Source organism: Pseudomonas sp. RIT778 (assembly GCF_019718735.1).
Lineage (GTDB): Bacteria > Pseudomonadota > Gammaproteobacteria > Pseudomonadales > Pseudomonadaceae > Aquipseudomonas > Aquipseudomonas aphyarum.
Window position 1 is genome coordinate 32,185 of sequence record NZ_JAIHBA010000011.1, and the last position, 24,165, is coordinate 56,349.

General features: G+C 61.9%; 19 protein-coding genes and 1 pseudogene. 5 read left to right on the plus strand and 15 right to left on the minus strand.

Going from position 1 to position 24,165, the window contains the following annotated elements; translation table 11 throughout:
- Positions 1–31: 31 nt before the first annotated feature.
- From K5E37_RS08510 to K5E37_RS08545, 8 genes are all read right to left on the minus strand, one after another.
- The gene (locus K5E37_RS08510; protein WP_085608598.1) at positions 32–1,384 is read right to left on the minus strand and encodes an LLM class flavin-dependent oxidoreductase; all 1,353 of its coding nucleotides are present in this window, start codon (positions 1,382–1,384) and stop codon (positions 32–34) included.
- On the minus strand, positions 1,384–2,577 hold the full coding sequence (locus tag K5E37_RS08515) for an SfnB family sulfur acquisition oxidoreductase (RefSeq protein WP_221533594.1): 1,194 nt from the start codon (positions 2,575–2,577) through the stop codon (positions 1,384–1,386). The genes K5E37_RS08510 and K5E37_RS08515 overlap by 1 nt, the downstream gene beginning before the upstream one ends.
- 38 nt (positions 2,578–2,615) lie before the next feature.
- Positions 2,616–3,857 (minus strand): SfnB family sulfur acquisition oxidoreductase, encoded by a 1,242-nt coding sequence (locus K5E37_RS08520; RefSeq protein ID WP_085608600.1) that lies wholly within the window; start codon positions 3,855–3,857, stop codon positions 2,616–2,618.
- A gap of 266 nt (positions 3,858–4,123) precedes the next feature.
- Positions 4,124–4,888 carry a hypothetical protein gene (locus K5E37_RS08525; RefSeq protein WP_221533595.1) on the minus strand — a complete coding sequence of 255 codons (765 nt, stop codon included), beginning with the start codon at positions 4,886–4,888 and terminating at the stop codon, positions 4,124–4,126.
- A 457-nt stretch (positions 4,889–5,345) separates the two neighbouring features.
- Entirely contained in the window at positions 5,346–6,095 is a 750-nt protein-coding gene (tcyN, locus tag K5E37_RS08530) for an L-cystine ABC transporter ATP-binding protein TcyN (protein ID WP_085684197.1), read from the minus strand.
- A 4-nt stretch (positions 6,096–6,099) separates the two neighbouring features.
- Complete coding sequence (tcyL, locus tag K5E37_RS08535; protein ID WP_007952735.1) at positions 6,100–6,765, minus strand: cystine ABC transporter permease; 666 nt, start codon at positions 6,763–6,765, stop codon at positions 6,100–6,102.
- Entirely contained in the window at positions 6,765–7,565 is an 801-nt protein-coding gene (gene tcyJ, locus K5E37_RS08540) for a cystine ABC transporter substrate-binding protein (protein WP_221533596.1), read from the minus strand. The genes tcyL and tcyJ overlap by 1 nt, the downstream gene beginning before the upstream one ends.
- A gap of 246 nt (positions 7,566–7,811) precedes the next feature.
- A complete protein-coding gene (locus K5E37_RS08545; RefSeq protein WP_085608604.1) occupies positions 7,812–8,816 on the minus strand; it encodes a D-cysteine desulfhydrase in 1,005 nt (334 codons plus the stop codon).
- Positions 8,817–9,006: 190 nt separating this feature from the next.
- Here K5E37_RS08545 and epsC point away from each other — a divergent pair, with 190 nt between their 5' ends.
- Positions 9,007–9,933, plus strand: coding sequence for a serine O-acetyltransferase EpsC (epsC, locus tag K5E37_RS08550; RefSeq protein WP_221533597.1), 927 nt, complete (start codon positions 9,007–9,009; stop codon positions 9,931–9,933).
- A gap of 288 nt (positions 9,934–10,221) precedes the next feature.
- Entirely contained in the window at positions 10,222–12,183 is a 1,962-nt protein-coding gene (betT, locus tag K5E37_RS08555) for a choline transporter BetT (protein WP_162831787.1), read from the plus strand.
- A gap of 24 nt (positions 12,184–12,207) precedes the next feature.
- Here the strand turns inward: betT and K5E37_RS08560 are convergent, their stop codons facing one another.
- Both K5E37_RS08560 and K5E37_RS08565 read right to left on the minus strand, forming a co-directional pair.
- On the minus strand, positions 12,208–12,468 hold the full coding sequence (locus K5E37_RS08560) for a hypothetical protein (protein ID WP_221533598.1): 261 nt from the start codon (positions 12,466–12,468) through the stop codon (positions 12,208–12,210).
- 113 nt (positions 12,469–12,581) lie between these two features.
- Complete coding sequence (locus K5E37_RS08565) at positions 12,582–13,619, minus strand: LacI family DNA-binding transcriptional regulator (RefSeq protein WP_221533599.1); 1,038 nt, start codon at positions 13,617–13,619, stop codon at positions 12,582–12,584.
- Between the two features lie 206 nt (positions 13,620–13,825).
- On the opposite strand from K5E37_RS08565, the pseudogene K5E37_RS08570 reads away from it, so the two are divergent.
- The 3 genes and pseudogenes from K5E37_RS08570 (at position 13,826) to mgrA (ending at position 18,449) form a co-directional block, all read left to right on the plus strand.
- A pseudogene (locus tag K5E37_RS08570) lies at positions 13,826–16,051 on the plus strand (TonB-dependent receptor).
- 1 nt (position 16,052) lies between these two features.
- Positions 16,053–17,372: an LLM class flavin-dependent oxidoreductase gene (locus K5E37_RS08575; protein WP_221533600.1), complete on the plus strand. Its 1,320-nt coding sequence runs from the start codon at positions 16,053–16,055 to the stop codon at positions 17,370–17,372.
- Positions 17,373–17,411: 39 nt separating this feature from the next.
- On the plus strand, positions 17,412–18,449 hold the full coding sequence (gene mgrA / locus K5E37_RS08580) for an L-glyceraldehyde 3-phosphate reductase (protein ID WP_221533601.1): 1,038 nt from the start codon (positions 17,412–17,414) through the stop codon (positions 18,447–18,449).
- Positions 18,450–18,503: 54 nt separating this feature from the next.
- Here mgrA and tauD read toward each other — a convergent pair whose 3' ends face one another.
- The 5 genes from tauD to gshA all read right to left on the minus strand — a co-directional run bounded on the left by tauD (position 18,504) and on the right by gshA (position 23,911).
- Positions 18,504–19,346 (minus strand): taurine dioxygenase, encoded by an 843-nt coding sequence (tauD, locus tag K5E37_RS08585; protein WP_221533602.1) that lies wholly within the window; start codon positions 19,344–19,346, stop codon positions 18,504–18,506.
- A 57-nt stretch (positions 19,347–19,403) separates the two neighbouring features.
- Positions 19,404–20,243, minus strand: coding sequence for a taurine ABC transporter permease TauC (tauC, locus tag K5E37_RS08590; protein ID WP_064382739.1), 840 nt, complete (start codon positions 20,241–20,243; stop codon positions 19,404–19,406).
- The gene (gene tauB, locus K5E37_RS08595; protein ID WP_221533603.1) at positions 20,240–21,034 is read right to left on the minus strand and encodes a taurine ABC transporter ATP-binding subunit; all 795 of its coding nucleotides are present in this window, start codon (positions 21,032–21,034) and stop codon (positions 20,240–20,242) included. The genes tauC and tauB overlap by 4 nt, the downstream gene beginning before the upstream one ends.
- 16 nt (positions 21,035–21,050) lie before the next feature.
- Positions 21,051–22,028, minus strand: coding sequence for a taurine ABC transporter substrate-binding protein (gene tauA, locus K5E37_RS08600; protein WP_007952702.1), 978 nt, complete (start codon positions 22,026–22,028; stop codon positions 21,051–21,053).
- A 299-nt stretch (positions 22,029–22,327) separates the two neighbouring features.
- Positions 22,328–23,911 carry a glutamate--cysteine ligase gene (gene gshA / locus K5E37_RS08605; protein WP_085608612.1) on the minus strand — a complete coding sequence of 528 codons (1,584 nt, stop codon included), beginning with the start codon at positions 23,909–23,911 and terminating at the stop codon, positions 22,328–22,330.
- Between the last annotated feature and the right edge of the window lie 254 nt (positions 23,912–24,165).

Here is a 24,165-nt window from a genome sequence, read left to right on the forward strand (position 1 = left end):
ACGCAGAGCGTGGGAACGATCAGTGCCGGGGTTAGTGTCGGTAGTGGGCGCCGGTGTGTTGCTGCGGCAAATGCGCTTCGCCGTGAAACAGTTTTTCCCGCAGGCTGCCGGTGTCGTACGCGGTCTTGTACGAGCCGCGCCGTTGCAGTTCCGGAATCACCAGATCGATGAAATCCACATAGCTTTCCGGGGTGACGATGCGGGTCAGGTTGAAGCCGTCGAGGCCGGTTTCGGCGATCCACGATTCCAGTTCATCCGCCACTTGCTGCGGCGAGCCGACCACGGTGATGTAGCGTCCGCCGAGGGCGTGCTGGTCGAGCAATTTGCGCCGGGTCCAGTCGTTGTTCTGCAGGTTCTTGGTGGCGGACTGGATCGCGTTGCTTTTGACGTACTGGATCGGTTCGTCGATTTCGTACTGGGAAAAATCGATCCCGGTGGACGCCGAAAAATGCGCCACGCCCGCTTCGGCGCTGGCGTAGCTCAGGTATTCGGCGTGCTTGGCCCAGGCCGCGTCTTCGGTCTCGCCGACGATCACGTTCAGGCCCATGAACACCTTGATGTCCTCGGGATTGCGACCCGCTTCGACGGCGCTGGCGCGGACCTTGTCCACCTGCACCTTGGTCGACGGCTTGTTCTGGCCGCTGATGAACACGCACTCGGCATGCCGCCCGGCGAACAGCAGACCGCGATCCGAACTGCCGGCCTGGAACAGCACCGGCGTGCGCTGCGGTGACGGTTCGCACAGGTGATAACCCTCGACCTGATAGAACTCGCCCTTGTGTTCGACCTTGTGCACCTTGTCCGGCTGCGCGTAGATCCGCTGCTGTGGATCGTTGAGCACCGCGCCGTTTTCCCAGCTGCCTTCCCAGAGTTTGTAGAGCACTTCGAGGTATTCGTCGGCCTGGTCGTAACGCCGGTCGTGCTCGACCTGTTCACTCAGGCCCATGGCCTTGGCGGCGCTGTCCAGATAACCGGTGACGATGTTCCAGCCCACCCGTCCGCGGCTCAGATGATCGAGGGTCGACATGCGTCGGGCGAACAGATACGGCGGCTCGTAGGTGAGGTTGGCGGTCAGGCCGAATCCGAGGTTTTTGGTCACCGCGGACATCGCCGATACCAGCAGCAGCGGATCGTTGACCGGCAGCTGGATCGACTCTTTCAGGGTGACGTCCACCGAGTTCTGATAGACGTCGTACACGCCGACGATGTCAGCGATGAACAGCCCGTCGAACAGCCCGCGCTCCAGCAGTTGCGCCAGTTCGGTCCAGTACTCGATGGTCTTGTACCGGGTCGAGGTGTCGCGGGGATGCGTCCACAACCCGTGGTTGATGTGGCCGATGCAATTCATGTTGAACGCATTGAGCAGGATCTTTTTCTTGCTCATCAGATGGTCCCCCGCAGCGGAGGGTTTTCATCGTTGAGGTAGTAATTGCCCACCGCGTGATACTTCCAGCGCACCGGGTCGTGCAGGGTGTGCACCCGGGCGTTGCGCCAGTGGCGGTCGAGGCCGTGCTCGATCAGGGTGGCCTGGCTGCCGGCGAGTTCGAACAGGGTGCTGCCGGCGGCCAGGGAGATTTCGGTGCTGATCGCCCGTGCTTCGGCGACGGCAATCGAGGCCGCTGCAACCGTCTCGGCGTTGGTCTCGGCCTGGGCCGCGTCGAGGAATTCGCCGGCGCGTTCGAGCAGCGCTTCGGTGGCGTGCAGGCGAATGCTCAAGTGGCCGAAACTCTTGAGGGTCAGCGGGTCTTCGGTGGCCTTGTCGTTACCCGAATCGATCCATGGCCGGGTCTTGCTGCGCACGAAGTGCAGCGCATCTTCGTAAGCGGCGCGGGCGATGCCGGTGTCGATGGCGGCGTGAAGGATCTGCGCCAGCGGGCCGACCGGGGTCGGGCGTTCGAAGGCGCTCTGGAAAGGGATGACATCTTCGGCGGCGACGTACACGTCTTCGAACACCACCGAGCCGCTGCCGGTGGTGCGCTGGCCGAAGCCGCTCCAGTCGTCGATCACGGTCAGGCCTTTGCTGTCGCGCGGGACGAAGGCCAGTTGTTGCACGCCGTTTTCATCGACTACCGACGTTGGAATGCGTTGGGCGTAAATGGCGCCGGTTGCGTAGAACTTGCGACCGTTGATGCGATAACCGCTGCCGTCGCGTTTCAGGCTGGTAACACGGTCATGGGCAGTCTTGGTGCCCAGTTCTGCCAGGGCATTGCCGAAGCGCTGGCCGGCGAGAACTTCGGCGTACAGCCGTTGTTTCTGCTCGTGGCTGCCGTTCACCCGAAGCACTTCGAGGGCATAGAAATGGTTCTGTGGAATCTGCCCCAGCGAGCCATCGGCCCGGGCGATCAGGGCGATGACTTTGGCCAGGGTCACATTGGACACGCCAGCGCCGCCGTATTCCTTGGGCACGCTGATGCCCCACAGGCCGGAGCGGGAAAACACGTCGAGTTCCGGCAGCGGCAGGCGGCGTTCGCGGTCGCGCAGGTTGCTGTCGCGCTGGAAGTCTTCGGCCAGGTCGCTGGCGACGATCAGGGCTTGCTCGTCGCTGGTGATGACCGCGACGGGATGGGAAAAAGTCATGTGTTTCTCCAGAGATCTGGTCAAAAGTGTTCTGGTCGTCAGATCCAGGAATGGCGAGCCGGCAACTTGCCGTTGAGGCGATAGGCGCCGACCGCGTGATACTTCCAGCGCACCGGGTCGTGCAGGGTGTGCACCCGGGCGTTGCGCCAGTGACGGTCGAGGTTGAATTCGGCGAGGGTGGCGCGGCTGCCGGCCAGTTCGAAGAGCTTTTCGCTGGCCAGCAGCGAGATCTCGGTGGTCAGCACTTTGGCTTCGGCCACGGCAATCGAAGCGCGGGCGGCGGACTCGGCAGTCAGTGGCGCGGCGTGCACCTGATCCAGCACCTGCCCGGCCTTGCGCAGCAGCGCCTCGGCGGCGTGCAGTTCGATTTTCAGTTTGCCGATGTCGGCGATCACGTAGAGGTCATCGCTGGCGCGCTCGACGTTGGCGTCGACCCACGGCCGGGCGCGGGTCTTGACGAATTCGATGGCGTCATCGATGGCGCCACGGGCGATGCCGGCGTCGATGGCCGCTTGAATCAGCTGCGACACTGCGCCTTGGGTGTTGGGCTTTTCGTTGATCTTCCAGTTGTCCACCACGAGGCCGGCATCGACCCGCACGTTGTTCAACAGGATCGTGCCACTGGCGGTTGTACGCTGGCCGAAACCCGACCAGTCATCGACGATGCGCAGACCTGGCGTGCCGCGACGAACGAAAGCCAGGACTTGCTTGCCGTCATCGTTGAGCGCCTTGACCGCCACCCAGTGGGCGAACAGTGCGCCGGTGGAATAGAACTTCTGGCCGTTGATCACGTAGTCATCGCCGTCGGCGGTGATGCGTGCTTTCAGTTCGAGAGTGTCCTTGGTGCCGCGCTCAGGCCCGGCGTTACCGATGCGCCAGCCTTCCAGAACGCTCTGCAACAGCAGTTTTTTCTGCTGTTCGGTGGCGCTGCCGAGGATCAGGTTGATGATGCCAAACTGGTTCTGCGGGATCTGCCCCAGTGCCGGGTCGGCGGCGGAAATGATCGCGAACACCTCGGCCAGGGTGACGAAGGAAACCTGCGGGCCGCCGTACTCGCGCGGAATCGCGATGCTGCCGAGGCCGCTGCGGGTGAACTGTTCGATTTCCGACCACGGCAGCTTGCGCTGGCGATCACGTTTGGCGGCCTGCACGCGGGCGACTTGCGCCAGTTCGTGGGCGGCCTTGATGGCTTGAGCGTCGTTGCGCAGCACTTGCGCGGGCAACAACAACGGGGCGATGTCCAGGTCACTCTGGACGTTTGCGTCTGCCAGACTGGACATCAGTGCCGCTCCTTGGCTGCACGCAATGCCCTGGCGATCTGCACTGGGGTGATTGTGTTCCGGACCATGTTACCTACCTCACATCTCATGAAAAACGCCGCAAAAGTGCGGCGAACGAAAGAATGTCCGGTGGTCCGGTTCATATACCCTAAGCGCGTATAAAATTTAAATAAACTAACTTTTAGGAATATGTATAGAAGGGGTCGTGGTCGGTCTGGTTAAGCGTGCGGTGGCGAAGGAATTCGTCCCTCGCCGACCGTCGATGCTCATTTTTTTCGCGGCTCTGCTGCCTTCAGCGTTTCCTTGAGCGGCACCTTGAGATAGGGATTCACGCAACCGATCTTCAGCGTTCGCGGCGGCGCCCATCGCGAGTTGTTGCCGACCCGGTCGAGGATGCAATAAGTCACGTCCAGCCGCAGGTCCTCGCCGGCCTCGGTGATGATCGCCGGCGGCACCCAGACCTGAATCGGCTTGCCGATATCGGCCGGGGTGATGCGCGCCAGGTCCATCCGCACATCGCCCCAGCGCAGGGTGATGGCGTCGCCTTCGGCCATGTTCAGATAGGGCTCGATGGTCAGTGGTACGCCGCGTCTGATCTGGTTCGCGTTGACGCCTTGACGGCGAATGGTCTCGGGCAGGGTCACAGGAGCCAGTTGCTGGTTTTCGTCGCCACACAGCGCTGGAGGCTGTCCGCCGGGGCAGTCGAGTTTGACCGTGACCTGCGCGGCTGCCGACAGCGATGGCCCGTGACCCACCCGCATGACCCGATAGTGGATGCGTGACGAGCCGCTGGCGATGAAGCTTTCCGGCACTCGCAGGCTGACTGGGGTTGCGACGTCCTGTGCTGTCAGCACGTGAGAGGCGACGTAGCAGTTGTCCCAAAACAGTTCGATCAGATCGCCGGTGTCCATGTCCTGATAAGGGGGCACATCGACCAGCAGATGGGCCGCTGCCGCAAGGTTGATGCCGTTGTTTTGGAATGGCGCCAGGCTCGGCGCGGCCAGTTCGGGGATGTGCGAAGTGCGGGTCATGAAGTCCTCTCCTTGAAGCCTTGCAGCGAAATCCGTTTCTGAAAGTTCAAATGGCGTGAATTGCCCGGTAATAAAAACAGGGTCGTTCGGCCATTCGTTATCGGGTCTAGGTAATGTTGTGGGGGCGCGATGAGTGACTAGATAAAAGTTCGCTGAATGGCGTGTCAACGGAGAGGATTAGTTAATTGAAGAATTACGGATTTATCAGAAGCTTCCTACGCGGATAAGGCACTCTACCTATTCTGCATAGCGAATCGGGCCACAGCTTTTGCCGGATTTTATTGTTCTGTCGTCGGTCGGTTTGTACAGCTGGAAATTTGCAGGGCGCGAACTTTAATCGCGGCGAGACTGTTGCAGGACATATATATGTAATGCAGTCGCTGGATTAAGTTTTTTATTGGGGGGGTGTAAGCGAAACTTCCATCCATGGAAGTTTTTATTCGAGAAAGTTAACGGATCAGCCGTTGTTTCTGAACTTGCTGAGGAACTGTCGAGTGCGTTCTTCTTTCGGATTGGCAAACAACGCTTTCGCTTCACCTTGTTCGACGATCACGCCCTTGTCGAAAAACACCACGCGGTTGGCCACGTCACGGGCGAACGCCATTTCGTGGGTGACGATCACCATGGTGCGTTTCTCTTCGGCGAGGCCGCGGATGGTCGCCAGCACTTCACCTACCAGCTCCGGATCGAGGGCCGAGGTTGGTTCGTCGAACAGGATCACTTCCGGCTCCATCGCCAGCGCCCGGGCAATCGCCACGCGCTGTTGCTGGCCACCGGACAGGCGCCGTGGGTAGGCGTCTTCCTTGCCCGCCAGGCCGACCTTGGCCAGCAGCTTCTTGCCCAGGGCAATGGCTGCATCGCGGGGCGTCTTCTTGACCACGATCGGGCCTTCGATGACGTTTTCCAGGGCGGTGCGGTGCGGGAACAGGTTGAAGTTCTGGAACACGAAGCCCACATGCTGGCGCAGGTTGCGCACCAGGCTCTGCTGCTGGTTCAGCGGGCGGCTGGTATCGATTTCGATCTCGCCGACCTTGATCCGGCCGCTGGTGGGTTGCTCGAGGAAGTTCAGGCAACGCAGGAACGTGGTCTTGCCCGAGCCGCTGGGACCGATGATTGCCACGACCTCGCCTTCCTTCACCTCCAGATCAATGCCGTTGAGCACGACTTGACCCTTGAACTGCTTTGTCAGTTTTTCCACGACAATCATGGGGTCAGGACTCCTGGTCGTGCCGATTGACCCGCTCTTCCAACTTGTTCTGGAAGTGCGACAGCACCGTGGCCAGAATCCAGTAGATCAGCGCGGCGGCAAGATACATGGTGAAGACTTCGAAAGTCCGGGCGGTAATCAGCTGTGCCTGACGGAACAGCTCCGGCACCTGAATGGTGGCGGCCAGTGCGGTGTCCTTGACCAGCGAAATGAAGCTGTTGCCCAGCGGCGGCAAGGCCGTGCGCATCGCTTGCGGCAGGATGGCCCGGCGCAGGGTCTGCGCGCGGGTCATGCCGATGCTCGCAGCGGCTTCCCACTGGCCGCGCTCGATTGAACCGATTGCGGACCGCAGGATTTCACAGGCGTAGGCGGCCATGTTCAGCGAGAAGCCGATCAGCGCCGCCGGCAGCGGGTCGAGTTCCATGCCCAATTGCGGCAAGCCGTAATAGATCACGAACAGTTGCACCAGCAACGGCGTGCCGCGAAAGAACGACACGTAGATGCGGGCCAGCCAACTGACCGACTTGAAACGCGACAGGCGCATCAACGCCAGGCCAAAGCCCAGCAGCAGGCCGAAAAACATGCCGCCGAGGCTGAGGATTACCGTGTAGTACGCGCCCTTCAACAGGAAGGGCGCGGAGTCCAGTGCGAGTTGGAAAGCTTCTTCCATTATTGGGTGACGTCAGCGTTGAAGTATTTCGTGGACAGCTTCTCAAGGGTGCCGTCGGCACGCAGTTCGTCGAGGGCCTTGTTCACGGCGGCCAGCAGTTCAGGCTCGCCTTTGCGCAGGGCAATACCGGCTTCCTGACGCGAGAAGGCTTCACCGGCGGCGACGGTTTTCGGCGCTTTCTTGGCGTATTCCAGTGCCGCCAGACGGTCGATCAGGATCGCGTCGGTACGGCCGTTGTTCAGGTCGGCGAACTTGGTCGGATCATCGTCGTAGGTGCGCACGTCGGCACCCGGCACGTTGGCGCGGACCCATTGTTCGTAGTTGGTGCCCAGACCCACGCCGACTTTCTTGCCGGACAGGTCAGCGGCGGATTTGATGTTCAGCGCGGCTGCCTTGTCTTTCAGCACCAGCGCCTGAATCCCGGAAACGGTGTACGGCTCGGAGAAGTCATACTTCTTCTTGCGCTCTTCGGATATGGTCACTTGGTTAACCACGACGTCCAGACGCTTGGATTCCAGGGCTGCGAGGATGCCGTCCCACTTGGTCGGCTGGATCTTGGCCTTCACGCCCAGCTTCTTGGCCAGGGCTTCGGACAGCTCGACTTCGAACCCCGACAGCTTGCCGTCGGCATCGACGAAGCTGAACGGTGGGTAAGTGCCTTCCAGGCCGACGTTGATAACGCCCTTGTCCTTGATCTGTTGCAGTTGCTCACCGGCAACCGCCTGCCCCAGCAGACCGGCGCTCAGTGCCAGGCCCAGCGAACCTACCAGCAGATTTCGACGTAGTGCGGAAAGAATCATGACAAGCCCCTGTGTTTTCTTATGGAAGACGCTTAAGGAAAGTTGGCGAATCCGGGAATTGGACGACAGCGCTATCCTGCCTTAAAGCAGCTTATGCGTCTCTCGCGAAATTCGCCTGCGGCGAGACTATATGACGGTTCTTTTAGAATGGAAAATAATGAATTTTCCGTTTGTTATTCTTTTAATGAATATGTATTCGAGCTGACGCTGAGCGTTCCCACGTCTGGCGCGGGAACGCGCTCAGGCCTACAGAAAGTCCTTGTACGCGAACAACGCCGGGGCGCCGCCGGTGTGCAGGAAGATGATCGGGCCGTCGTCGAAACGTCCGCGACCGATGCCGTCGAGCAGCCCGGCCATGGCCTTGCCGGTGTAGACCGGATCGAGCAGCACGGCATCCTGACTCGCCAGCAGCTTCACCGCCGCCAGGGTTCCGGCGTTCGGCTCGCCGTAGCGCGGGCCGAAGTATTCGTCCCACAACTCGACCTTGAAGCTGTCCGGCAGCGCCACACCCAGAAGGTCGGCGGTGCGTTCGGCCAGGCCCTGGACTTTCGGACGCTGATCTTCTTCGCTGCGCGAAACCGTCACGCCGATCACCGGCAGTTGCGGCAGGGCTTCGCTCAAGGCCAGCGCCAGACCGCTGTGAGTGCCGGCGCTGCCCGAGGCCAGAACCACGGCGGAAAATTGCAGGCCGGTGTCCTTGATCTGCTCCGCCAGCTCCAGGCCGGCGCGCACGTAACCCAGCGCGCCGAGGGCGTTGGAGCCACCGATCGGCACCAGATACGGCTTCTTGCCGTTGCTGCGCAGGCGCACGGCGAGGGCGGCCAGTTGTTCGTCGGCGTTGTCGAGGTTGTCGACCAGCTCGACCTTGGTGTCGAACAGATCCAGCAACAGGCGGTTGCCGTTGCCGGTGTAGTTGCTGTCGTCGGTGCCCAGCGGATTTTCCAGCAGGGCCACGCAGCCCAGACCCAGTTTCGCGGCCAGCGCGGCGGTCTGGCGAACATGGTTCGATTGCAGTGCACCAGCTGTGATCAGCGTATCGGCGCCTTGGGTGAGGGCATCGGCGGCGAGGTATTCGAGCTTGCGCAGCTTGTTGCCGCCCATGGCCAGAGGCGTCAGGTCATCGCGCTTGATGTAGACATCGCGGCCGAGCCAGGTGGACAGGCGCTCGAGTTTTTCCAGTGGGGTCGGTTGGCCGAGCAGGTCGAGGCGGTTAAAGCGATCCAGCTGTTGTTTGATCGGTTGTGTGGACATGGTTCCGTACTGATGCAAGGAGATGTCAGGACTATAGGCACGCCGATTTACCGGGGCAACCGCCAATCGCTTATAGCCAAATGTGCTTAGCCCAGCACTATCGGTTCTTAATTCGCCCCGGTGGGGTTGCCGTAAAGTAGGCGCCGTTGACGCGGCCAGACAGTCCGGCCGCCCGTGAGGAGTCTTTACCGTGAGCGAGCGTTCCAGCCATTGGCAATTGCAGACCATCGTCAGTCAGCTGCGTACCGCGCGGGATCAGTGGCGGGCACAAAATGGCCGTGCTTCCGGCGAGCAGGGCGGGCGCGAATTGCCGTCCCGTGATGCGATGGCGCAGATTCTCGAAGCCCTGTGCGGCGCACTGTTTCCGATGCGGTTGGGGCCGGTGGATCTGCGTGAGGAAAGCGAAGATTTTTACGTCGGCCATACCCTCGACGTTGCCTTGAATGCATTGCTGGCCCAGGCACGACTGGAACTGCGTTATGCAGCCCGCCACAGCGCCCAGGCTGACACTGAAGTCGAGGCGCAGGCGATCAGGATCATCCAGGATTTCGCCCTCGCGTTGCCGGGCTTGCGCAGCCTGCTCGACACCGATGTGCTGGCCGCGTATCACGGCGATCCGGCGGCGCGCAGCGTCGATGAAGTGCTGCTGTGCTATCCGGGGATTCTGGCGGTTATTCACCATCGTCTGGCTCACCATTTGTATCGCGCGGGCCTGCCGCTGCTGGCGCGGATCAGTTCGGAAATCGCCCACTCGGCGACCGGCATCGATATCCATCCGGGCGCGCAGATCGGCCGCAGTTTCTTCATCGACCACGGGACCGGCGTGGTGATCGGCGAGACCGCGATCATCGGCGAGCGCGTCAGGATCTATCAGGCGGTGACCCTCGGCGCCAAACGCTTCCCGGCGGACGAGGACGGCCAGTTGCAGAAGGGCCATCCACGCCATCCGATCGTCGAGGACGACGTGGTGATCTACGCCGGGGCGACGATTCTCGGGCGGATCACCATCGGCAAAGGCTCGACCATCGGCGGCAACGTGTGGCTGACCCGCAGCGTACCGGCCGGGTGCAACCTGACCCAGGCCAACCTGCAGCATGATGACGGGACGCAGAAGTAATTTTTCTATCCGATCGTTCCCGCGCAACGCGGGAACGATCGCTCTCACTAAAGCGTCATACCTCTCCTTGAGCTAGCGTACGAAAAGTACCGCTGAGCCCTGCGATTAGTCCTGAGCGTACTATCCATGTTTAACTTGAACGTTCATTCAAGTTAAACCGGCGGTTCGCTGCCCGCTCACAACAGGAGGCTTGCCTTTGCTGAGTCCGATCATTTCAGCCATTTTCCAATCTCTTGAGGTGCACCGTTCATGAGTGCATCGTCCACCCCCGCCAGCGGTCTGGTGCGCATGAATCCGCCGGTGTTCTGGTTCGCCGCGACGGTGATCCTGCTGTTCGGCCTGACAGTCATCGCCATGCCGGAACAGGCCGGCGCCTGGCTTCTCGAAGCGCAAAACTGGGCGGCCAATACGGTCGGCTGGTACTACATGCTCGCGATGACCCTGTATCTGGTCTTCGTGGTGGTCACCGCGTTATCGGGCTACGGCAAGATCAAACTCGGTGCCGACCACGACGAACCCGAATTCAGTTACCTGTCCTGGGCCGGCATGCTGTTCGCCGCCGGGATCAGCATCACGCTGTTTTTCTTCTGCGTGTCCGAGCCGCTGACCCACATGCTTCAGCCGCCGCAAGGCGAGGCCGGCACCGCGGAGGCGGCGCGTCAGGCGATGCAGATTCTGTTCCTGCACTGGGGCCTGCACGGCTGGGGCGTGTTCGCCTTCGTCGGGATGGCGCTGGCGTATTTCGCCTACCGGCATAACCTGCCGCTGGCCCTGCGTTCGGCGCTGTATCCGCTGATCGGCAAGCGCATCAACGGCCCCATCGGCTACGCGGTGGACGGCTTCGGCATCATCGCCACGGTGTTCGGCCTCGGTGCGGACATGGGCTTCGGCGTGCTCCATCTCAACTCCGGTCTGGACTACCTGTTCGGCATCGCCCACACCCAGTGGATTCAGGTCGGCCTGATCACGCTGATGATGGGCGCGGCGATCATCGTCGCCGTCTCGGGTGTGGATAAAGGCGTGCGGGTCATGTCCGACATCAACATGCTGCTGGCCTGTGCGCTGCTGCTGTTCGTGTTGTTCGCCGGCCCTACCCAGCATTTGCTCAACACCCTGATCCAGAATCTGGGCGACTACCTCGGCGCGTTGCCGATGAAGAGTTTCGACCTCTACGCCTACGACAAACCGAGCGACTGGCTCGGCGGCTGGACAGTCTTTTACTGGGCCTGGTGGATTGCATGGTCGCCGTTCGTGGGCTTGTTCATCGCACGTATTTCCCGTGGCCGGACCATCCGCGAATTTGTCTTCGGCGTGCTGCTGATTCCGCTCGGTTTCACCCTGGCGTGGATGTCGATCTTCGGCAACAGCGCCATCGACCAGGTGCTCAATCACGGCATGTCGGCACTGGGCATGTCAGCCCTCGACAACCCGTCGATGACGCTTTACCTGCTGCTGGAAACCTATCCGTGGAGCAAGACTGTCATCGCGGTGACGGTGTTCATCAGCTTCGTGTTCTTCGTCACCTCCGCCGACTCCGGCACCGTGGTGCTCTCGACCCTGTCGGCCAAGGGCGGCAACCCGGATGAAGACGGTCCGAAATGGCTGCGGGTGTTCTGGGGTGCGATGACCGCGCTGGTGACCAGTGCGCTGTTGTTCTCCGGCAGCATCGATGCGCTGAAGTCGGCGGTAGTGCTGACCTCGTTGCCGTTCTCGCTGATTCTGCTGCTGATGATGTGGGGTCTGCATAAGGCGTTTTACCTGGAGTCGCAGAAGCAGATCGCGCAACTGCATTCGCTGGCGCCGGTGTCCGGTTCACGGCGGGGCAAGGGCGGCTGGCGTCAGCGTCTGAGCCAGGCCGTGCACTTCCCGTCGCGCGACGAGGTGTACCGCTTCATGGACACCACGGTGAAACCGGCCATCGAAGAAGTGACGGCGGTGTTTGCCGAGAAAGGCCTGAACGTGGTCACCCAGCCGGATCCGGCGCACGACAGCGTCAGCCTGGAAATCGGTCACGGCGAGCAGCACCCGTTCATTTATCAGGTGCAGATGCGCGGCTATTTCACGCCGTCGTTCGCGCGAGGCGGCATGGGTTCCAAGCAGTTGAACAATCGCCGCTACTACCGCGCCGAAGTGCATCTGAGCGAGGGCAGTCAGGACTACGATCTGGTTGGTTACACGAAAGAGCAGATCATCAACGACATCCTCGACCAGTACGAACGGCACATGCAGTTCCTGCATCTGGTGCGTTGATCGGGGCAGGGCGCCGGGACGGACTCAGGTCTCGGCGCTCAGCACCATGAACAACACCATCGCCGCCAGCGGCACACCATACACGGCACTGCCGATCGCAATCTCCGCCCCCAACGGCTGCCCGGCGTGCACCACGCCGACCGCACCATTGATCACCGTCAACGCCAGCCACAACGCCGCGAAGCCGTAGGCCAGCGTCTGTCGACTGAAGCCGATGCGCTCGCCGATGTAAAACATCAGCGCCAGCAGGATCAGGCCGAAGAAGATGATGATTGCGGTGTGCATGGATGTGCCTGCGGGATGTGCGGTGTTTGATCGGACGCTTTCGCGGGCAAGCCCGCGAAGGCGCCACCTCGGTTTCATTTAGAGCATAGCCAAACCAGCCCACGCCATATTCGTCAGGTACTTTCCCGCTCTATGACCGTGCACTGCAGCAGATTCAACCGCTGCACCTCATCGCTCGGCAACACGCCAAGGCTTTCCAGCACCCGCGTTGCCGCCAGCACGCCGATCTCCAGCGCCGGCGGTTTGATGGTGCTCAGGCTGGGCAGCAGCATCTCGGCGAACGGGTAGTCGCCGAAACCGAGGACGGCGCAGTCTTCGGGGATTTTCAGGCCGGCGCGTTGCCCGGCGAGCAGGCCGCCGGCGGCGAGGTTGTCGTTCGCGAAGATGATGGCGTCCGGGCGGGGTGAGGCATTCATCAGCGCTTCCATTGCTTGCTTGCCGGCCTCGAACGGGGCGCGATCGGCGTCGGGTGCGAATACCCAGGGCTCAAGTCCTAGCTCACGCACGGTCGCCGCATAACCGTCCCGGCGCTCCAGTGCGCTGAAGTCGCCGGGTGCGCTGTTTTGCACGAAGGCGATGCGCCGATAGCCTTTGTCGTGCAGATAACGAGCGGCGCTGACACCCACTTCAAAGTGCGAAAAACCGATCTGCATCGGCTCGCGATCCGGTTGGTAATCCCAGGTTTCGATCACCGGGATATCCGCCTCGGCGAGCATCTTTTCCGTGCCCGCGCTGTGGAAGTGACTGGTGACCACCAGCGCCGCCGGCGACCAGCCGAGGAATGCCCGCACGGCGTTTTCTTCCTGTTCTGTGCTGAAGTAACTCGAGGCCAGCAACAGCTGATAGCCGTGACGGCTGAGGGTGTCGCTGAAACCCTGAATGGTGTTGGCGAAGATCGGCCCGGAGATGTTCGGGATCACCATGCCGACGATTTTCCCCCGCGCCGAGGCGAGCCCGCCGGCCACTAGATTCGGCACGTAACCCAGTTCGGCGACCACGGCCGCGATCCGTTCGCGGCGTTCGGGCGAGACCTGTTCCGGCTGGTTGAAGTAGCGCGACACGGTAATCGCCGAAACACCGGCCTGGCGCGCTACCGCGTTAAGGGTCACGCGGCCGGCACCACGGCGTTTGCGGGGCTTTTCTTCGCTCAAGGCTCGATCCTTCTTAAAAACCAAAACGCATATAAAAGTAATTTTTCAGTATTGGACGGTCTATGTCCGACTTGCCAATACTGGCGATGTTAGCGCTAACAAGGCGCGTTGTCTGCTACTCGCTCGAGCGAATGCCCAAGACACCGAGACAGGCGCTGTCGTCGCAGAACGGCAGCGGTTCAGGGCAACTTTTCGAGCGGGCAAACATGCACAACATTCCTGGGGCGACACACAAACTGGCGCAATCGATCCGCGCTGCGGGCTGGCTACTCACCGGGCTGGCCGCGCTGCCGCTGCCGGCCGCGTTCGCCGCCGACAGCTCCGATCAGGAGCCGACACTCAAGTCCGTCACGGTCACTGCCACCCGCCGCGAAGAGTCGCTGCAAAAGGTGCCGGTGGCGGTGTCGGTGATCGACGGTGAGCAGCTGGAGCGCGACAACCGCAACAGCGTGGCGAGCATCGTCCAGCAAGTGCCGTCGCTGAATTTCCGCACTGGCGCGTCGAACAAGGACACCTCGCTATTCGTGCGTGGCGTGGGGACTATTTCCACCTCGCCGGGCGTCGAGCCGACCGTGGCCACGGTAATCGATGGCGTGGTCTACGCCCGTCCCGGCCAGTCCACTCTCGATCTGCTGGATCTGGAACGCGTCGAAGTCTTGCGCGGCCCGCAAGGCACGCTGTTCGGCAAGAACGCCTCGGCCGGCGTGCTGAACATCACCAGCAAGGCGCCGACCGCCGAGACCCACGGCTACATTGATTAGTCGTACTACAGCGGTAACGAAAGCCGCACCCGTTTCGGCATCGGCGGCAGCCTGATTCCGGACACGCTCAAGGGCTCGATCAGCACCTTGTTCGGCACTTACGACGGCAACGCCGACAACAAGCACAACGGTCAGGAGGTCAACGGTTACAACCATCGCGGCGTGCGCGGCAAACTGGAATTCACTCCGAATGACGACATCACGTTCACCCTGATCGCCGACTACATGCAGTCCCACGATGACGGCCCCAACGGCGTCGTCACCAAGGCTCTGACCCCGGCCTTCGCCAATGCGCTGAGCCCGGTCGGCGCGACCAGCCACAACCGCGACATCAACACCGACACCCGTACCCACGTCGAAGACACCAACAAGGGCCTGTCCGGCCAGCTCGACTGGCAACTGGGGGATTACACCCTGACCTCGATCACCGCGTGGCGCGGCTGGGACAACACCCAGTATCAGGACGGTGACCGCCTCGGCACGGTAACGGCGGCGTTCCCGGGCACAGCGGACAAGGGCGATCTGGCCTTCGACCAGTACTCGCAGGAGCTGCGTCTGGCGTCGCCGAAAGGCGAGTTCCTCGAATACGTCGGCGGCCTGTTCTACATGCACGGCAAGGATGACGAGACCTATCAGCGCACGCTGACCACCACCACACGAACTGATCGCGGCGTCGCCGATTACAGCACCACCAGCGACAGTTACGCGGTGTTCGGCGAAAGCACGCTGAATTTCACTTCGGACTTCCGTGGCATCGCCGGCCTGCGCTACACCCACGACGATCTGGAATACGATCACCGTCGTGTTTCGACTTCCGCCACCACCGTCAGCGGCATTCAACCGGCCACCCGCAGTTCCGGTTCGGTGGATGAGGACGGCTGGTCGGGCCGGCTCGGTTTGCAGTACGACCTGAGCGATACCGTCACCACTTACCTGACCTACTCGCGTGGCTACAAAGGCCCGGCCTACAACGTGTTCTTCAACATGCAGCCACGCGATACCGAAGCGCTGAAACCGGAGACTTCCAACACCTGGGAGGCGGGGATCAAAGCCTCAAGCTGGAACAATCGCCTGACCACCAACCTCGCGGTTTTCCACAGCGACTACGACAACTATCAGGCGAACTTTTTCGACACCGTCGCCGGGCAAGTCGTAACGCGCCTGATCAACGCCGGCAGCGTCAGCACCGAGGGTGTGGAACTTGATTTCGCCCTGCAGGCGACCCAGCAACTGAAATTCTCGGGTGCGCTGGCCTACACCCGCGCCCGCATCGACGAGTTCGCCTGCCCGGCAGGCGCGGCGGCGTCGTGCAACGTCAACGGTAAACCGCTGCCGTTCAGCCCGGACTGGAAAAGCTACGTGCGGGCCGATTACACCATCCCGCTGGAGAACGGCCTGGATATCGAACTCGGCACCGACTACAGCTGGCAGAGCGAAGTGCAGTACGACATCAGCCAGAACGCCGACACCAAACAGGGCGCCTACGGCCTCTGGAACGCCAGCGTGGCTCTGGCCGATTACACCAACGGCTGGCGCGTGGCGTTGCTCGGCAAGAACCTCACCGACAAGTCGTATTCGCCATTGCTCGCCAGCGGTGGCAACTACATCTACCGCGCTGTGCCTCGCGACGACGAGCGCTACTTCGGCGTGCAACTGCGCAAGGACTTCTGAGATGAGCAGACAGCTGAAACTCGGCGCGTTCCTCATGGCCACCGGGCACCACGTCGCCGCGTGGCGTCATCCGGACGTACCTGCCAACGCCGGGCTGGATTTCGCCCATTACAAACGCCTGGCGCAAATTGCCGAGGCAGCAAAATTCGACACGTTGTTCGTCGCCGACAGCGTCGCTGCGCCGACCCAGGACATCGCCAGCCGCATGGCCCGTTCGGATCACTTCGAACCGTTGACCTTGCTTTCGGCCTTGAGCGCGGTGACCGAGCACATCGGCCTGATCGCCACCGCCACCACCAGCTACAACGAGCCGTACCACGTGGCGCGTAAGTTCGCTTCGCTCGATCACCTGTCCGGCGGGCGAGCGGGGTGGAATCTGGTGACCTCGGACAACGCCGCCGAAGCGCAGAATTTCGGCCGCGACGAACACATCGGCCATGCCGAACGCTACAGCCGCGCCCGGGAATTTCATCAGGTGGTGACCGGGCTCTGGGACAGTTGGCAGGACGACGCCTTCATTCGCGACAAGGCCAGCGGCGCGTATTACCACCCGGAAAAACTGCACGTACTGAATCACGTCGGCGAGCACTTCAAGGTCAAAGGCCCGTTGAACGTCGCGCGTTCGCCACAGGGGCAGCCGGTGATCGTGCAGGCCGGCTCGTCGGAAACCGGGCGTGAACTGGCGGCGCAGACGGCCGAAGTGGTGTTCACCGCGCAGACCTCGCTGGCCAGCGCCCAGGCGTTTTACGCCGACCTCAAGGGACGCTTGCCGAAGTACGGACGCAGCGCCGATTCGCTGAAAATCATGCCCGGCGTGTTTGTCGTGGTCGGGCAGACGGAAGCCGAAGCGCAGGAAAAATGTGAAACGTTTCAGCAATTGGTCGAACCCGAGGTTGGCGTCGCCCTTCTTGGGCGTATGCTGGGCAACTTCGATCTGTCGAAGTACCCGCTGGACGGGCCGCTGCCGGAATTGCCGCTGACTGACAGCGGCCAGCAAAGCCGACAGAAACTGCTGACCGAACTGGCCGGCCGGGAGCATCTGACCCTGGCCGAACTGGGCCGCAGAATCGCCGGCGGTCGCGGGCATTACAGCGTCGTCGGCACACCGTCGCAGATTGCCGACCGTTTGCAGGAATGGTTCGAGCAGGGCGCGGCGGACGGCTTCAACGTGCTGGTGCCGCACCTGCCTGGCGGGCTCGAAGACTTCGCCAATGGCGTGGTCCCGGAACTGCAACGGCGCGGACTGTTCAGAACCGGATACGAGGGCCGGACCTTGCGCCAGAACCTTGGCCTCGCCCGGCCCGGCAATAGATTTGCGTAGCAATCGACACCCGATTCAAGACCGACAAGAGAGGATTCGATGACTTACACCGCTGCCGAGAATCGCTACAACTCCATCCCTTACCGCCGCGTCGGACGCAGCGGTCTGGTGCTGCCGGCGCTGTCCCTGGGCCTGTGGCACAACTTCGGCGACAGCACGCCGATCGACACCCAGCGCTCGTTGCTGCGCACGGCGTTCGATCTGGGGATCAACCACTTCGACCTAGCCAACAACTACGGCCCGCCCTACGGCAGCGCCGAGACCAATTTCGGTCGTTTGCTACGCGAAGACTTCAAGCAGTATCGCGATGAACTGATCATCTCCAGCAAGGCCGGCTGGGACATGTGGCCCGGCCCTTACGGCCAGGGCGGCGGCTCGCGCAAATACGTGCTGGCCAGCCTCGACCAGAGCCTGCAACGCCTGGGCCTGGACTATGTGGATATCTTCTATTCGCACCGCTTCGACCCGGACACCCCGCTGGAAGAAACCGCGAGCGCCCTGGCCACTGCGGTACAGCAGGGCAAGGCGCTGTACATCGGTATCTCGTCGTACTCCGGGGTGAAAACCCGCGAAATCGCCGCGTTGCTCAAAGAGTGGAAAGTGCCGCTGCTGATTCACCAACCGGCGTACAACCTGCTCAACCGCTGGGTGGAAAAGGACCTGCTCGACACCACCGACGAACTCGGCACCGGCGTGATTGCCTTCACCCCGCTGGCGCAAGGATTGCTGACCGACAAATACCTCAACGGCGTGCCGGCGGATGCGCGGGTCAATCGTCCGGGCGGCGGCTCGTTGCTGTCTTCGCACTTGTCCGAGGCGAATATTGCTCACGTCCGGGCGCTGAACGAAATCGCCAAGCGTCGTGGGCAGAGCCTGGCGCAACTGGCGTTGGCGTGGACGCTGCGGGATCCGCGAGTGACTTCGGCACTGATCGGCGCGAGCCGGCCGGAGCAGATTATCGAAAACGTCGGGGCGTTGAAGAACTTGAGCTTCAGTGCGGAAGAGCTGGCGGAGATTGACCGGTTTGCCCAGGAGGGCGGGATCAATCTTTGGGAGAAGCCTTCGACGGCTGAGTAATGACACACTGATGATCGTTCCCACGTAGAGCGTGGGAACGATCAACGTAAAGGCTCAACGAAAAAACGGCACATCCCCCAACACCGTAGCTCGCTGCATCACCCGCCGCGCCGGCCGGTAATCATCCACTGCGTAATGCTGCGTCACGCGGTTGTCCCAGAACGCAATGTCATCCTTCTGCCAGCGCCAGCGAATGGTGAATTCCGGCCGCGTAGCGTGGGCGAACAGAAACTTCAGCACCGCTTCGCTCTCGGTTTCCGACAGCTCATTGATCTTCGACGTGAACCCTTCACTGACGAACAGCGAACGCCGTCCGCTCACCGGATGCGTGCGAATCACCGGGTGCGACAACGGTGGATTCTTGCGCCGTGCCGCTTCCCACTGCGCCAGTGCTTCAGGCGTGTTGCCGTAGCGCTCCAGCGGAAATGAGCGGGTGAAATCGTGAGTCGCGGTCAGCCCTTCAAGCATGGCTTTCATCGGCGCCGACAGCGCTTCATACGCGGCAATCCCGCTGGCCCACAATGTGTCGCCACCAAACTCCGGCAACAGCTTGGCGCTGAGCACCGCGCCCATGGCCGGGGTCGGCAGGAAGGTCACGTCGGTGTGCCAGATCGCGTTGTCGCGCACGTCGGTGACGGCGGTGTCGAGGATCAGCACTTCCGGCTGTTCCGGCACGTTCGGGTAGATCGGGTGAATGTGCAGGTCGCCGAAATAGGCGGCAAAACGCGCCTGCTGCGAAGGCTCGATCGGCTGATTGCGGAAGAACAACACCTGATATTTGAGCAATGCCTGCTCGATGGCGTCGCGCTGTTCCAGGTTCAGCGGTTGGCTGACGTCGACGCCGCTGATCTGTGCGCCGAGGGCCGAGCTTAAAGGGGTGATGTTCAGGCTGCTCATGGTGGTTCTCTTCAATTCCGGGGCCCCGAAACTGTCGGGGTAGTCAGTGCTGAAAAATCAGTGGGCCTGGCCGTGCCACGGCACCAGTTTGCGTTGCAGGGCGCGCAGGCCCATCTCCATCGCGAAGGCGATCAGGGCGATGACCAGAATCCCCAGCACCACCACATCGGTGACCAGGAACTGCGCAGCCGACTGCACCATGAAGCCCAGGCCGCTGGTGGCCGCGATCAGTTCGGCGGCGACCAGAGTCGACCAGCCGACACCCAGACCAATGCGCACACCGGTCAGAATGTCCGGCAGGGCGCTTGGCAAAATCACGTGGCGGATCAGTTGCGCGCGAGTGGCGCCCAGCGACTGCGCGGCGCGCAATTTAGCCGGGTCGACAGTGCGCACACCGGTGGCGGTGGCAATCGCGATCGGGGCGAAAATCGCCAGGTAGATCAGCAGCACTTTCGACAACTCGCCGATGCCGCACCAGATCACGATCAGCGGCAGATAAGCCAGTGGCGGAATCGGCCGGTAGAACTCGATCAGCGGATCCAGCACGCCACGGGCGATGCGGTTGGCACCGATGGCAATGCCCACCGGCACCGCAGTCAGAATCGCAAAACCAAGGCCCAGGCCGATGCGGCTCAGACTGGCGCCCAGGTGCTGCCACAACGTCGAATCCATGTAGCCCGTGGTCGCCAGCAACCAGCCTTTTTGCAGCACGGCGGACGGTGGCGGCAGGAACAGCGGTTCGATCAGGCCGGTGGCCGTGACGGCCCACCAGATCACCAGCAACGCGAACAGGGTCAGCAGGCTGATCCAGCGGGTGCTGAGGCTGCGGCGTACGGGAATCACCACCGACGTGGCGGCGGGTTTTACTGCGGTGGCGGAAACGTCGTAACTGCTCATGCGCGCTCCTGCCGCTGAACGGCGCTGCGTTGCGAGAACACTTTGGCCAGCACGTGCTCGCGGGTTTCGATGAAGCGCGGATCGGACTTGATCGACCGCGCCGATTCGCCGGCGGCGTAGCGCTGGCCGAAGTCGAGGTGCAGGCGCTCGACGATCTGCCCCGGATTCGGCGCGAGCAGAATCAGGTCAGTGGCGAGGAACACCGCTTCTTCAATGTCGTGGGTAATCAGGAACACCGGTTTGGCGGTGCGTTGCCAGACTTGCAGCAACAGCTCCTGCATCTGTTCGCGGGTAAAGGCGTCGAGGGCGCCGAAGGGCTCGTCCATCAGCAATACGCGCGGATCGGCTGCGAGGGCGCGGGCCAGGCCAACACGTTGCTTCTGGCCACCGGAAAGCTGCCAGATCCGACGATGTTCAAAACCGGAAAGGTCGACCAGCGCGAGCATTTCCCGGGCGCGCTGTTCGCGTTTGTCCTTGGCCACACCGGCCAGTTCCAGGCCGAAAGCGACGTTGGCCAGCACGTCCTGCCAGGGCAGCAGGGCATCGTCCTGGAACACCACGCCGCGCTCGGCGCTCGGGCCTTTGACCGGCACGTTGTCGAGGGTGATACGGCCGGCGCTCGGTTCGACGAAGCCGGCAATCAGGTTCAACAGCGAAGTCTTGCCACTGCCGGACGGGCCGAGGGCCACCAGCAATTGCTGAGGGCCGAGGGTCAGGGAAATGTCGGACAGTACCGGTTCCGGGCTGTCGGGGTACTGTGCGCTGATGCGCTCCAGCTGTAGCAAGGCCATCGCAATTAACTCCCGATCAGTTGGTGATGTACTTGGCGCTGACGTACGGCGCGTAGTCCGGCAGTACCGCTTCGACCTTGCCTTGCTCCTTGAGGAACGCAGCGGTGTCGGTGATGGCTTTGGTGGTCGGCGCGCCGAGGTCACTGACCTGATCCGCCGCCAGCGGGTAGACGTTGCCTTGCAGCAGCAATGGGATGTCGCTGGCCTTGGCGCCGGAGAGCTTCACCAGCTTGTCGACGTTGCTCTGGTTGGCGAGCCAGGCTTTCGGATCCTTGCGGTAGTCGGCGTAGGCGTCGAGGGTGACCTTGGCGAATGCGGTGACGATTTCCGGGTGCTTCTCGGCGAAGTCCTTGCGCACGATCCAGGCGTCGAAGGTCGGCGCGCCGAACTTGGCCAGTTCACCGGAAGTGATCAGCACTTTGCCGTTTTCCTTGGCCACACCCAGCGCTGGATCCCAGACGTAGGTGGCGTCGATGTCACCGCGTTTCCACGCAGCAATGATCGCTGGTGGGGCGAGGTTGAGGACGGTGACTTTCGACGGGTCGATGTTCCAGTGCTTCAGTGCGGCCAACAGGCTGTAGTGACCGGTGGACACGAACGGCACGGCGATTTTCTTGCCGACCAGATCCTGCGGCGTCTTGATGCCGGAGCCGTCGCGGGCGACCAGCGCTTCGGCGGCGCCGATCTGGGTGGCGATGAGGAAGGTTTCAACTGGGACTTTGCGGGTGATCGCAGCGGTCAGCGGGCTGGAACCGAGGTAGCCGATCTGCACGTCGCCGGAGGCGATGGCGGCAATGATGTCGGCACCGTTATCGAATTTGCGCCAGTTGATGTCGGCCTTGGTGGCTTTTTCATAGGCGCCGTCGGCCTGGGCGACTTTCGCCGGGTCAACGGTGGTCTGGTAGGCGACGGTGAGGTCGGCGGCCTGAGCCAGGAAACTCGCGGCAGCCAGAGAGGCCACGGCCAGCAGGCGAAGCGGGAAGTTCAGTTTCATTGAAGAGCTCCATATCAGGCGACCGAGCGTCGGCGTGAAAGGAGACTAAATGATCTAAGAATCTAAAAATAAATAACTTTTTAGAATGAGCTTATGAGCGGAAAAATCTAAGCCGGGGGTATTTGATAGTTCCCACGCTCTGCGTGGGAATTCAGCTTGTGACGCTCCGCGTCACTGGGACGCAGAGCGTCCCTTGAGGCATTCCCACGCAGAGCGTGGGAATGATCATCAGCGTGAGGCGTTACCACACAGGCGGTTCGATGCCTCGACGTGGGAACGATCAATCCAAAGACAAACGATCAGTTGCTGATCGCCAAAATACTCGCCTGATACGACCCGACAAACACGTCGAAATCGCCCACCTCGTTCTGCTCAAGGTCAGCCTGTTGCGCCAGCGACGAACGCGCCAGTTCTTCAAACTTCGCTTGTTCCTCAGCCGCCAACGGCTCGCTGCGGAAGAACTCGGCATGGGCCTGACTCTGGCGCAGGGAGAATTGCGCGAAGCTTTCCTTGTGCGCGGCCATCGCCGCCAGCACCTGGGCCGAAGGCGTCAGGGACGAATCCTTGACCTTGGCCAGTTGCGCATCGAGTGCCTTGCTGTGGGCATCGCCGCCGTGGCTTTGATCCAGCATCGCCGCCAGCGGAGCGATTTTTTCCAGCAGTTCGGCGGCCCATTCCTTCAGCTCGACCGGTTGGCCGTCGCGCTGCAATTGCAGGCCCGGACGGCGGCCTTCCTTGACCACGCTGAGGAAGTTGGAGGTGGCGTTGCCGCAGGAGTTATTGGTCAGCAGCGGGCTTTCGTTCAGCGCGCAGTACAGCAGGAACGCGTCGAGGAAGCGCGACTCGGTGAGGTCGATACCCATCGGCAGGAACGGGTTGATGTCCAGGCAGCGCACTTCGACGTACTGAATGCCACGGGCCATCAAGGCCTGGATCGGCCGCTCGCCGGTATAGGTCACGCGTTTCGGGCGGATGTTCGAGTAGTACTCGTTTTCGATCTGCAGGATGTTGGTGTTCAGTTGCACCCACTCGCCATCCTGATGCGTGCCGACTTCGACGTACGGCGCGTACGGCGTGGCCACCGCTTTGCGCAGGCTGTCGGTGTAGCTCGCCAGGTCGTTGTAGCAAGGGGTCAGGCCGGCCTGGGCGTTGCTCTGGTAACCGAGGTCGCTCATGCGCAGGCTGGTGGCGTAGGGCAGGTACAGGGTGTCCGGATCCAGCTGTTCCAGCTGGTGCGCACGACCGCGCAGGAAACCGGCGTCCAGCGCCGGCGAAGCACCGAACAGGTACATCAGCAGCCAGCTGTAGCGGCGGAAGTTACGAATCAGCGCGATATAGGACGACGACTGGAAATCCCGGTCGGTGCCGACGAAGCCTTCGGCTTCTTTCAGCAACGGCCAGAGCTTTTCCGGCAGGGAGAAGTTGTAGTGAATCCCGGCAATGCACTGCATGGTCTTGCCGTAACGCAGGGCCAGACCCTTGCGGTAGACGTACTTGAGCTGACCGATGTTGGAGGTGCCGTAATAGGCGATCGGGATGTCTTCCTCGGCCGGCAACGGGCACGGCATCGATGGACTCCACAGGTACTCGTTGCCGAGCTTGCTGTAGGCGAAGCGATGAATCTTGTCCAGGCTCGCCAGGGTGTCGGCCGGGTCTGGCAGGGCGGGCGTGATGAACTCCAGCAGCGACTCGGAATAGTCGGTCGTGATCTGTTCGTTGGTCAGCGCGGAACCCAGGGCTTCAGGGTGCGGCGTTTGGGCCAGGCGGCCTTCGCCGGTCACGCGCAGGCATTCACGTTCGATACCGTGAAGGCACTGCTCAAGCAGAGAGAGGTTAGCGCGCTCGCCGAGCAGAGCCAGGCGGCGGTTGAGAAGTTCGCTCAATTTGGATTCCTTCACGCGTCAGTCGCCCCAATATGGGGGTGGGCAGGACGGTCTACAAGGGTGAAGTTGAAACTGGCGTTTTCGCCTGGTTTTCGGGTGGTTAAACCCATGTTGGAAACGCCGACTTCAATCCTTGAATCTGGCTGATACACGCGAAGAAAATGAGATCCCTGTGGGAGCGGGCTTGCCCGCGAAAGCGGTGTGTCAGACAAGTTGATACTGGCTGATACGCCCCATTCGCGGGCAAGCCCGCT

Coding starts and splice junctions, on each gene's coding strand:
- tauB (WP_221533603.1), bottom strand. CDS start 21,034: ATGGCCTTGCTACAGCTGGAGCGCATCAGCGCACAGTACCCCGACAGC.
- K5E37_RS08545 (WP_085608604.1), bottom strand. CDS start 8,816: ATGTCCACACAACCGATCAAACAACAGCTGGATCGCTTTAACCGCCTC.
- K5E37_RS08520 (WP_085608600.1), bottom strand. CDS start 3,857: ATGTCCAGTCTGGCAGACGCAAACGTCCAGAGTGACCTGGACATCGCC.
- tcyL (WP_007952735.1), bottom strand. CDS start 6,765: ATGGAAGAAGCTTTCCAACTCGCACTGGACTCCGCGCCCTTCCTGTTG.
- K5E37_RS08575 (WP_221533600.1), top strand. CDS start 16,053: ATGAGCAGACAGCTGAAACTCGGCGCGTTCCTCATGGCCACCGGGCAC.
- tcyN (WP_085684197.1), bottom strand. CDS start 6,095: ATGATTGTCGTGGAAAAACTGACAAAGCAGTTCAAGGGTCAAGTCGTG.
- tauA (WP_007952702.1), bottom strand. CDS start 22,028: ATGAAACTGAACTTCCCGCTTCGCCTGCTGGCCGTGGCCTCTCTGGCT.
- mgrA (WP_221533601.1), top strand. CDS start 17,412: ATGACTTACACCGCTGCCGAGAATCGCTACAACTCCATCCCTTACCGC.
- betT (WP_162831787.1), top strand. CDS start 10,222: ATGAATCCGCCGGTGTTCTGGTTCGCCGCGACGGTGATCCTGCTGTTC.
- tauD (WP_221533602.1), bottom strand. CDS start 19,346: ATGAGCAGCCTGAACATCACCCCTTTAAGCTCGGCCCTCGGCGCACAG.
- tcyJ (WP_221533596.1), bottom strand. CDS start 7,565: ATGATTCTTTCCGCACTACGTCGAAATCTGCTGGTAGGTTCGCTGGGC.
- K5E37_RS08515 (WP_221533594.1), bottom strand. CDS start 2,577: ATGACTTTTTCCCATCCCGTCGCGGTCATCACCAGCGACGAGCAAGCC.
- tauC (WP_064382739.1), bottom strand. CDS start 20,243: ATGAGCAGTTACGACGTTTCCGCCACCGCAGTAAAACCCGCCGCCACG.
- K5E37_RS08560 (WP_221533598.1), bottom strand. CDS start 12,468: ATGCACACCGCAATCATCATCTTCTTCGGCCTGATCCTGCTGGCGCTG.
- K5E37_RS08510 (WP_085608598.1), bottom strand. CDS start 1,384: ATGAGCAAGAAAAAGATCCTGCTCAATGCGTTCAACATGAATTGCATC.
- K5E37_RS08525 (WP_221533595.1), bottom strand. CDS start 4,888: ATGACCCGCACTTCGCACATCCCCGAACTGGCCGCGCCGAGCCTGGCG.